General features: G+C 35.7%; 12 protein-coding genes. 11 read left to right on the top strand and 1 reads right to left on the bottom strand.

Annotated elements, in window-relative coordinates:
- The first annotated feature begins 157 nt into the window (after window positions 1–157).
- The 11 genes from ABIB40_RS14125 to ABIB40_RS14075 all read left to right on the top strand — a co-directional run bounded on the left by ABIB40_RS14125 (window position 158) and on the right by ABIB40_RS14075 (window position 7,620).
- The gene (locus ABIB40_RS14125) at window positions 158–634 is read left to right on the top strand and encodes a hypothetical protein (protein ID WP_354360026.1); all 477 of its coding nucleotides are present in this window, start codon (window positions 158–160) and stop codon (window positions 632–634) included.
- Between the two features lie 21 nt (window positions 635–655).
- Window positions 656–1,141, top strand: a complete 486-nt coding sequence (locus ABIB40_RS14120; protein ID WP_354360025.1) for a hypothetical protein — start codon at window positions 656–658, stop codon at window positions 1,139–1,141.
- 193 nt (window positions 1,142–1,334) lie between these two features.
- Complete coding sequence (locus tag ABIB40_RS14115) at window positions 1,335–2,051, top strand: hypothetical protein (RefSeq protein ID WP_354360024.1); 717 nt, start codon at window positions 1,335–1,337, stop codon at window positions 2,049–2,051.
- A 324-nt stretch (window positions 2,052–2,375) separates the two neighbouring features.
- Window positions 2,376–2,690 (top strand): hypothetical protein, encoded by a 315-nt coding sequence (locus ABIB40_RS14110; protein ID WP_354360023.1) that lies wholly within the window; start codon window positions 2,376–2,378, stop codon window positions 2,688–2,690.
- 78 nt (window positions 2,691–2,768) lie between these two features.
- Entirely contained in the window at window positions 2,769–3,356 is a 588-nt protein-coding gene (locus tag ABIB40_RS14105; protein WP_354360022.1) for a hypothetical protein, read from the top strand.
- Between the two features lie 364 nt (window positions 3,357–3,720).
- On the top strand, window positions 3,721–4,173 hold the full coding sequence (locus tag ABIB40_RS14100) for a hypothetical protein (protein WP_354360021.1): 453 nt from the start codon (window positions 3,721–3,723) through the stop codon (window positions 4,171–4,173).
- Window positions 4,174–4,299: 126 nt separating this feature from the next.
- Window positions 4,300–5,058: a hypothetical protein gene (locus tag ABIB40_RS14095; RefSeq protein WP_354360020.1), complete on the top strand. Its 759-nt coding sequence runs from the start codon at window positions 4,300–4,302 to the stop codon at window positions 5,056–5,058.
- A gap of 287 nt (window positions 5,059–5,345) precedes the next feature.
- Window positions 5,346–5,684 carry a hypothetical protein gene (locus tag ABIB40_RS14090; RefSeq protein ID WP_354360019.1) on the top strand — a complete coding sequence of 113 codons (339 nt, stop codon included), beginning with the start codon at window positions 5,346–5,348 and terminating at the stop codon, window positions 5,682–5,684.
- Window positions 5,685–6,279: 595 nt separating this feature from the next.
- Window positions 6,280–6,717 carry a VOC family protein gene (locus ABIB40_RS14085; RefSeq protein WP_354360018.1) on the top strand — a complete coding sequence of 146 codons (438 nt, stop codon included), beginning with the start codon at window positions 6,280–6,282 and terminating at the stop codon, window positions 6,715–6,717.
- A gap of 247 nt (window positions 6,718–6,964) precedes the next feature.
- Window positions 6,965–7,261 carry a nuclear transport factor 2 family protein gene (locus tag ABIB40_RS14080; protein WP_354360030.1) on the top strand — a complete coding sequence of 99 codons (297 nt, stop codon included), beginning with the start codon at window positions 6,965–6,967 and terminating at the stop codon, window positions 7,259–7,261.
- A gap of 8 nt (window positions 7,262–7,269) precedes the next feature.
- Window positions 7,270–7,620: an MmcQ/YjbR family DNA-binding protein gene (locus ABIB40_RS14075; protein ID WP_354360017.1), complete on the top strand. Its 351-nt coding sequence runs from the start codon at window positions 7,270–7,272 to the stop codon at window positions 7,618–7,620.
- Window positions 7,621–7,829: 209 nt separating this feature from the next.
- On the opposite strand, the gene ABIB40_RS14070 is transcribed toward ABIB40_RS14075, so the two are convergent.
- Window positions 7,830–8,336 (bottom strand): peroxiredoxin family protein, encoded by a 507-nt coding sequence (locus tag ABIB40_RS14070; RefSeq protein ID WP_354360016.1) that lies wholly within the window; start codon window positions 8,334–8,336, stop codon window positions 7,830–7,832.
- Window positions 8,337–8,562: the final 226 nt, after the last annotated feature.

The raw sequence follows: 8,562 nt of genomic DNA, 5'->3' as shown, positions 1-8,562 counted from the left end.
GGTTAAACTCAGTTTTTTCGTTAATTATTTAGTTTTGTGCGGTACGACATCGGTTCTGCAAGCAATGCCATTTATGCGCAAATTTTCAAAACGTTGTGTGATATGCCAAAACTAAAACATCGTAACAGAAACTATCATTATAAATTATTAAATAAATATGAAAATTAAAATTTCAATTATTACCGCAACATTAGCGGTAACCCTACTTACCGTTAGTTCGTGTTCATTTTTTGAAGGCACTGCTACGCATCGTGAGAAAGGTTCACCAATACCTTCTACTGAGGAATCTGTAAATGCATTCATTAATGACAATAATGGAAAACGAGGTTCTGTTATTGGTTATCTAAATTATCACGCGTTTATGAGAGTATATACCAACAGGCCACAAAATGTTAATATAATGCTAACGCCAGGAGAAATTGACACTAAGATTGCTACAGTAGAGATGTCTTGGTCAGAAAATGGACATAATAGTGTATTTGTTCCTAAAGATGCAGGAGAGGATGAAAAGAAAACAATATTTTATGATAATGAGGGCAATGCGCTAAAATGGAATGATAAAGTAATTGTGTCATTTGAATTAGAAGAATCATCAAAGGATCTTATTGAAGTTCGAATCGATAAAGCAAAATAATAAAATTTAAATAATAAAACAATGGGAATATTCGGTAAAATAAAAAGCTTCTTCGTTCCATCAGAAGAAGATGTAAAAGAAACAAAAGACAAAATGTGGGCTTTTATGAAACAAGCTCTAAAAAAGGACAATCTACAAGGATTTGAAATTGTTTATGGTAAATTAGCAGAAACAAAAGATACGCTAATTACTAAAAAAACAGAATACCATAATTACACCATTGCATTTAATAAAATTACAGGCGAATTAATTATACTCCCTATTGACCCTAAACTAGCAAGTTGCGGATGGCCAGTTTTCATCACAGAAGAAACATTAAAAGAAGCAAAAACAATTTTATTTGGTACTGCCTATTCGGTTGAGCTAAAAGATGGTGAAATTTTTATGTTTGACACACCAGCACAAAATTATAAAATAGGCAAATCACTTGGAGCAATGGAAATTCCAATTATGCAAGAAGCGGAAGTTAAGGCTTTTAAAGATTTTTTTAAAGCAAAATTTGGATAAAACTCTATTGCCGTTAAAAGCACAATCGTACAATATCGGTTTGGTAATATGGCGGAATTAGTGCTAAATCGAAGATTAGTACGCCTTATAAAATTTAGTGATTATTGAAAGTTTTCGCTTTCTAATCCGCCACATCGCCAAGCGGAGAAGCGTTACCACATAAAATCACACCTCTCAACCCAAAAACCCCAATATGAATCTAATTAAAACCACTGCACTTTCTTTTCTTTTTAGCTGCATGTGCAACTGTGTGTTTGGACAAGATTTAAAGCCAGTAAAAACTGCAAACGATGTGCTAGAGCATGCGATAACTGCGCAAGGCGGAAAAGACTATTTATTAAGCATTAAAACTTTGTACACTGACATGAGCACAGAAATGGAAGGTAGACAGGTGCATTGGATTACAAAAGAAATGCTGCCCAATAAAGGGGCTTTCCAAATTATTTACAAAGACAGAATTGTATTCCAAAACTGGTACGACGGAAAAACCGGCTACGAAATGGTGGATGGCAAAAAAACTAAAGCTGACCCTAAAGAATTTAAAAGTAAAAAGTACAGAAAGAATATTTTCAACAACTTGGATTTTATTGACCCTTCTCTATGGACTATTGAGTTGATTGGAGCGGAAAAAGTGAATGATGACGATTGTTATAAGATTAAGGCATCTTTAGTAACTGGAGAAATCAGGAATTTATATTACAGCAAAAGTTCTTTTTTTATGCTCAGAGAAGATAAAACTTCAAACGCTGATAAAAACAGTTTTAGTTCAACCTTTTTTTCAGACTTCAAAAAATTTGGAGGACTCACCTTCTACACGGTAATAAAATTTGGGGATGACGAAAAAGCTCAGGTCGGTAAAATCGCTAGCTTAATAGTTAACGATAAAGTAACTGTAGCCGATTTTCAATAATGCCATACATAGTTATCTCCAACAAATTGATGGCGCCATTTTATCTATATTTTTTACCACAGCATTTTCTTGCAAGCAAGCAACACTTTCGCAGAAAAATTAATGCTTTTTTAAAAACTGCGTAATTCAGCGCAGACTTGTTTAGTTGTGGAGGAATTGTTTCTGTTGGCAGTTTGTGCAGTTTTAAGCTATTTTATCGTGCAGTAGTAATTCAACGCAGAATTTGCGAAAGGCGTTATGTTATTCTTTAATAATAATTTGTTGAATTTCATTGATGTTTCCTATTTTAGTGTCAGGTTATTAAACAAGTTAAAACACACACAAATGAAAGCAATTAAAAAATTATTGCTATTGGTAGCAATACCAATAGTTATGAGCTGTAAGGCAATGTTTCCGCCAACAGTTTCATCTATCTCGGAGAAAACTTATATAGGGATGCCGTTGACAGAATTTAAGAAGTTATCGGGAGAATATTCTATTCTTGAGAGCATGGAGAAAGATTACACTGTTTATAAAGTGAATGACTATTATGCGAATGCAAACCAACCTAGCAGTACTAAGTTTTTCTATTTCGATTCTTCCAACAAACTTTACAAAATTGATAGCGGGGATTTTAGAAGAAACAGGTATAGGTTGTAAGGGTTTTCAGCTTTGAGCTTTTGGCTTTCAGCTTGACATTTTTTTACCTAAATTAGTAAAACATTAACATCAATAATTATGAAAGCATTTATTATAATATGTTCGTTGTTTGTTTCGGTACAGGTTTCTGCGCAAACTGTTTTGCCTGCAGCTATACAAATTAAAACTGCCTTATTGGCGGCGCCGCCAGAATTAAGAGCAGACGCTACGGTAATAGGCTACAGCCCGGCGGGTAAGTTTATTACGCTAAAAAAGGGAACTGGCGCGCTTGTTTGCCTTGCCGATGATCCAAAAATAAAAGGGATAAAAGTAGCCTCTTATTCTGTAAAATTAGAGCCTTTTATGGCGCGCGGTAGGCAATTAGCTGAAGAAGGAAAAACGGCTTTACAAAAGAAAGAAATAAGAGATCGAGAAGTTAAAGAGGGGAAATTAAAGATAGCCGATAGTCCTACCACCTTGACCGTGTATTCTGGAAAAGAAGAAAATTATAATCCTAGCACAGGCGAATTAAAGGATGGAAACTTTCGTTACGTAGTTTATGTTCCTTATGCCACGCTTGCATCAAGCGGTCTTCCTGCAAAACCTTCGCAACCGGGCATGCCTTGGTTAATGTACCCTGGAACTTACGATGCTCACATTATGATCAGTCCGCCAGAAAAGGAATAGTTTTTTTCTAAGCGTGGTTATGAAACTTGGATAGAGAAGGAAATAGCTACTTCTCCAAAAATCCCATAACGGCTGCGTCAAAATAGATGGTTTGCGGCAAATTGAGCATATAGATTGTCGCGTTTTGTCGTTGGCGTATGAGGTAGTTATTATAAATGCTTAATGTAAGCGTAGGTTTAGTAATTTGCTGTAGGAAAAAATTACAGAAATGAGCGATGTTAAATTTTTAACCTTATTTTAGAGGTCAGATATGAGTTGGTCTTTCCGGAAAACAGCTCTTTTTTTAGAAATTTACACCTTTAAAATGCGCTAACTGCTTAGCATTTTTCTCTATATAAATCTTCAAACCAAAAAACTGATTCAAATGAAAAAATCTAAAACGCTTTTACTATCACTTTCGTCAATTTTAATTTTTACATGTTTTTACTCATGTTCCAACAAGCTTCGTCAGGCTGCTCGCAATAATGCAGCGCTTTCAAAGCAGATTATCGGGACTTGGCAACTTTCTAATTTGAGGGATAGCACCGAGGTAACAAATTACTTTGGGGCTGGGATGAAGAGGCGCAAAATCATAGCTCCGGGCACCTTTGTTGTTGTAGATTTTACAGACCAACAAAAAGCTATGCGCGCAGCATTTATGGGAAGCTATTCGGTTGAGAATGGTGTTTATACAGAAATGCTTCAATACACTGGCGGCGGATACCAAAAATACCTCGGCGAAAAAAACACTTTTGAAATAAAGGTAAACGACGATTTTATGACCATTAGGGGAATTAATAACAACTATGGTTTAGAGCTTTGGAAGCGGGTAAAATAAGAGGAAACACGTTAGATAACCTTCACCCTGAACTCGTTTTAGGGTCTGCCATCATACTGGTTACGCGGTATGATATGACCGCGAGAAAGCACGACTGCGATAAAAAAAATCAACCTTAAAGTAAAAATGAAACGATTATTTTTTCTAGCGTTTTTGGCGCTAAATGTGTGTACAGTTTTCGGGCAAGACCTAACTAAAAAACAGCAAACTGGCGTTGATAATTTTATCAACAACGTAAAAAATCAAAAAAAAGAAACTATAGCGGCCAATACATCTTATCCTTTTCAAAGGAAATACCCACTGCCGGCAATAATGAATAAATCGGAGTTTTTAGAAAGGTACGATGAGGTTTTTGATGGTAAGTTGACTAAAATGATTGTCAATTCAAATCCGGCAAAAGATTGGGCTTCGGTTGGCTGGCGGGGGATTATGCTGTATCAAGGAGATGTTTGGCTTAGCGATGATGGGAAGCTTTTATCCGTAAATTATCAATCGAAATTGGAAGCTGCAAAAATGAACGCTCTTATCAATCAAGAGAAACAGAAGCTTTATAAATCGGTACAACAATTGGAAAAACCGGTGCAAATAATAAAGACTAAAACTTATCTGATAAGAATCGACGATATGGCAAATGGCAATTACAGGTACGCGTCTTGGAAATTGGGAAATAAAATGAGCAGTAAGCCAGATTTAATTGTTTTACATGGCAAATATATTCCTGATGGAAGTGGCGGTAACCATAGTTTTGAATTCGTTAACGGGATATACAAATACGAATGTGCAATTTTAGAGATGGGAGAGAAGAACTCATCCTCAGCTTACCTAACGATTTATAAAGGAGATAAAAAAATCTTATTTGAAAAAGGAAATGTTGTAAGAAAATAAGGTAATTTGCTACCGCTATAAACAAACAGCTGATTAAAATTAGAGCGTTTACATGGCAAATGTTGATAAATGAATTAAAGTTTCCAATAGATTATTTTGAAAAAAATAAGCGTAAATATGAACGGCGTTTTTCGACACAAACCCATCACATGAGAATCACTTACTTGTTTTCGCTCATTTCGATTTTCTCTATGTCTGTTCTCAAAAAAGGAAAAAAAGATAGTGTAACAAATACAACTTCGCCAAAAATTATTGGCACGTAGAAACTAGTTTCGGCTGTCGCAATTGTGGGATACGATACCACATCTACTTACTCCAACAGCCAAGAAACCATCAAAATCATCAACAAAACGCATTTTGCCTTTTTTACGCACGACCTGCATCAAGGAAAGAAAGCCGACTCTATCTTTGTTGCAGGTGGCGGAACCTATACTCTTATCGGCGATAATAACACAGAACACCTGGTCTATTGCAAATTCCGTGAATGGGAGAACAAGGATTTTTATTTTAAAATCGTTTTGCGCGGCGATACGCTTACGCAAATTGGCATGGAAAAGGTAGAAAAGCTAAGCATTAATAGAAAAATAATTAAGAAGTATGTAGCGTGGCAAAAGTTAAAATTTTAGTCGTTTGTTAAGACTTAATATTGAAAGGTGCTGTAAAATATTTCCATTATTTTTGTGTGTTCCAAGTTGGGCAAGGGTCAGGCGCTGCGCTACACCTTCCCGCTCGTTCCTCGCTACAGGTTTCCACTGATATTAGTCACGCAAAAAAAAATGCCCTAGGAACCATGTATTTCAACCTGTTTAACAACATTTCTTAGGTCTGTTAATTTTTTTCCTGTCAAAATTTGCCGCCTCTACTTTTTAAGATTACGAAGCACTTAAATTAAAAAACTTTTCTTGCCATAGGACAAGTTTAAATTAGCTTTTTAGAAATAGCTTTGGAATCAGAACATGAATGGAAGGATTGATACAGAAGCATCACAGACCATTTTTATCGGAAATTTTAAAATGGATTGCTATCATTGTTTTTAAAGAATTTAACCAAGCCCTAAAATCGTTAATTTAAAGGGATTTAATTAAGTTTAAACAGCCGAAAATCGATTTTAAATTAGACCCTAAGCGATATTGAAACAAGTTTATCAAAAACATCAATAAACCAACAGTTCGAAATTTCCATGAAACAACCTAATGAATAAATAAAACCTTAAATATTACTATGGCACTTATTAATCCTTACATCAACTTCAACGGAAATGCCGAAGAAGCATTTAATTTTTACAAGTCTGTATTTGGCGGTGAGTTCGCAATGCTTAAACGTTTTAAAGAGATGTCAAGCGCAGAACATCCTGTGCCAGCTAACGAGGCTAACAAGATTATGCACATTGCGTTGCCTATTGGCAAAAACGTTTTAATGGGCAATGACGTTCCTGCAAGTATGGGCATAGTAAGTGAAAATGAAAACAGGTCTAAAATATCCGTTAGCGCGCAAAGTCGTGATGAAGCAGACAAGTTATTTAATGGACTCGCTGCAAATGGCAATATCGAAGTGCCGATTTCCGACAGTCCGTGGGGGTCTTATTTTGGGATGTTTAGAGACAAATTCGGTATTGAATGGATTGTGGATTTTGACCCAAAATATAACGGACAAATATAAAAAGATGGCAGCTAAAATCACTTTGGCAATATGGCGAGTTTAGTGCTCAACAGAACTTTAGCACGGAATTAAATTTTATGCTGCGAATTCGAAAATTTTTTTAGCTGCGAAAGACGGTTGGGGTTTAGCACACTATTAGGTCATTACTGAAATATGTAAAACATGACCGATCAAGAATTGAGGAAGTTTTTTAAAGAGATAGAAAACAATTTTAACAAGGCCGTAATTTTCTAACCAAGTAACTGAAATTAAAAAGTGCATAACCAAAGACTGGGTTTTGGTAAACAGCCAAGGCTGGATAATACTCCAAGAAAGTTTTTTTCAAGTGCTTAAGCATGGGTTGCTTTCTCATGATACAATGACGAAGGAAATTTTGCGGGTTAAAATTTATGGCGAAATTGCATTGGTAACGGGACGCGGACAAAATACAGGCAGCTGGCATGGAAAACCACCAGAAGCAGACAAATGGATTACAGACGTTTACAAAAAGGAGAACACTAAGTGGCTTTGCATTTTAACTCATCTTACACCAGTAAAAAAATAAAAAAGGAGATGGTTTCACTAGACACACTTAGAAAATTGGCGCTTTCTTTTCCCGAAGCAATTGAGAAACCACATTTTGAAAAGACCTCATTTAGAATTAGAAAAAAAATATTTGTCACTTTTGACGAGACAAAGAATATTGCTTGCATTAAGCTTTCAGAAATAGACCAAGACGTTTTTTCTGCCGCTGATAAGACGATTATTTATCCGGTAGATAATAAATGGGGCAAACGGGGTTGCACATTAATTGAAATGGAAAAAGTAAACCCAGAATTGTTCAAAGATGCTTTGACTACTGCATATTTTGAAATAGCGACTAAAAAACTATCTAAATCGACAAGATTGGATGATAAAAAATAAACGTTAGCAAAGAGGATAATAGGTAGATTATCGAAAAGTTAGAACGGAAAACACGATTGCCGCTCAAACATCAAAAAACGCTTCATGTGCTATTAGACCAATTTGTGGCGCAGGCTGTTAACTTAACTAATCAATAAAAGCCTTAAATTTAAAAACCCACATGGCTTTAAATTTAAGGCTTTCCAATTTAGAAGTCTACTCTGCGAGGTTTATTTTTCTCCGCGAGCGGGATACTTATGTTCCAGTACAAAATCTACGGCACCGAGCATTTCGCGTAATTTTGGTCTGCCGAAAGGCATCGATTGTATAGAGGAATAATAAAGCTCTCCATCTGGTTTAACCAAAAACAGACCTGGTTCTGCAAATACAGGTGGTTCGCTTTCGCCCATGCCGGTGGATAAAAATAAGCCCCAAGCGTTTGCATCGCTTTCTGAAAGACCATAAGCAACTTTAACGTGTTCAATATTCCATTCTTCCGCCGTCTTTTCGGCCAATTCTTGGTTGTTCATGCTTACCGCGATGACATCAACTCCTTTTTCCGTAAACTTTTCCACCAATCCATTTAATTCTTCCAAATAGGTTTTGCAAACCGGGCAATGTAATCCTCTATAAAAAATAAGCATTGTAAAGTTTTTTGGCTGGTGATCGCTTAATTTAAATACTTCTCCATTTATCGTCTTTAATGATAATTGAGGCACTTTTTCTCTTGGTTTCATATAAATATTTTTATTGTTTGCAACATTGGTCGTAGAAAGCCCAGAAACCTTTCAAAGTTTCTCAATTTATTTCACAAACTATTTTTTTTCTGATAATTTGGGCGCTTTTATCCCGAAGGTTCGGGACTGTCCATTGTATCTTTTTGGAAGAAAAAGCCAAATAGGATGCCATTTCCATCGTTAGCGCTAGCAAAGAAGCACGTTTTAGAAATTTTATTACTGTCAT

Origin of the sequence: Pedobacter sp. UYP30 (genome assembly GCF_040547165.1) — a bacterium.
Taxonomy (GTDB): Bacteria; Bacteroidota; Bacteroidia; order Sphingobacteriales; family Sphingobacteriaceae; genus Pedobacter.
Note: the sequence above shows the minus strand (reverse complement) of the source record. Positions and strands in the feature narration are given on the sequence as shown.

Coding starts and splice junctions, on each gene's coding strand:
- ABIB40_RS14105 (WP_354360022.1), top strand. CDS start 2,769: ATGAAAGCATTTATTATAATATGTTCGTTGTTTGTTTCGGTACAGGTT.
- ABIB40_RS14115 (WP_354360024.1), top strand. CDS start 1,335: ATGAATCTAATTAAAACCACTGCACTTTCTTTTCTTTTTAGCTGCATG.
- ABIB40_RS14085 (WP_354360018.1), top strand. CDS start 6,280: ATGGCACTTATTAATCCTTACATCAACTTCAACGGAAATGCCGAAGAA.
- ABIB40_RS14100 (WP_354360021.1), top strand. CDS start 3,721: ATGAAAAAATCTAAAACGCTTTTACTATCACTTTCGTCAATTTTAATT.
- ABIB40_RS14070 (WP_354360016.1), bottom strand. CDS start 8,336: ATGAAACCAAGAGAAAAAGTGCCTCAATTATCATTAAAGACGATAAAT.
- ABIB40_RS14095 (WP_354360020.1), top strand. CDS start 4,300: ATGAAACGATTATTTTTTCTAGCGTTTTTGGCGCTAAATGTGTGTACA.
- ABIB40_RS14125 (WP_354360026.1), top strand. CDS start 158: ATGAAAATTAAAATTTCAATTATTACCGCAACATTAGCGGTAACCCTA.
- ABIB40_RS14120 (WP_354360025.1), top strand. CDS start 656: ATGGGAATATTCGGTAAAATAAAAAGCTTCTTCGTTCCATCAGAAGAA.
- ABIB40_RS14075 (WP_354360017.1), top strand. CDS start 7,270: ATGGTTTCACTAGACACACTTAGAAAATTGGCGCTTTCTTTTCCCGAA.
- ABIB40_RS14110 (WP_354360023.1), top strand. CDS start 2,376: ATGAAAGCAATTAAAAAATTATTGCTATTGGTAGCAATACCAATAGTT.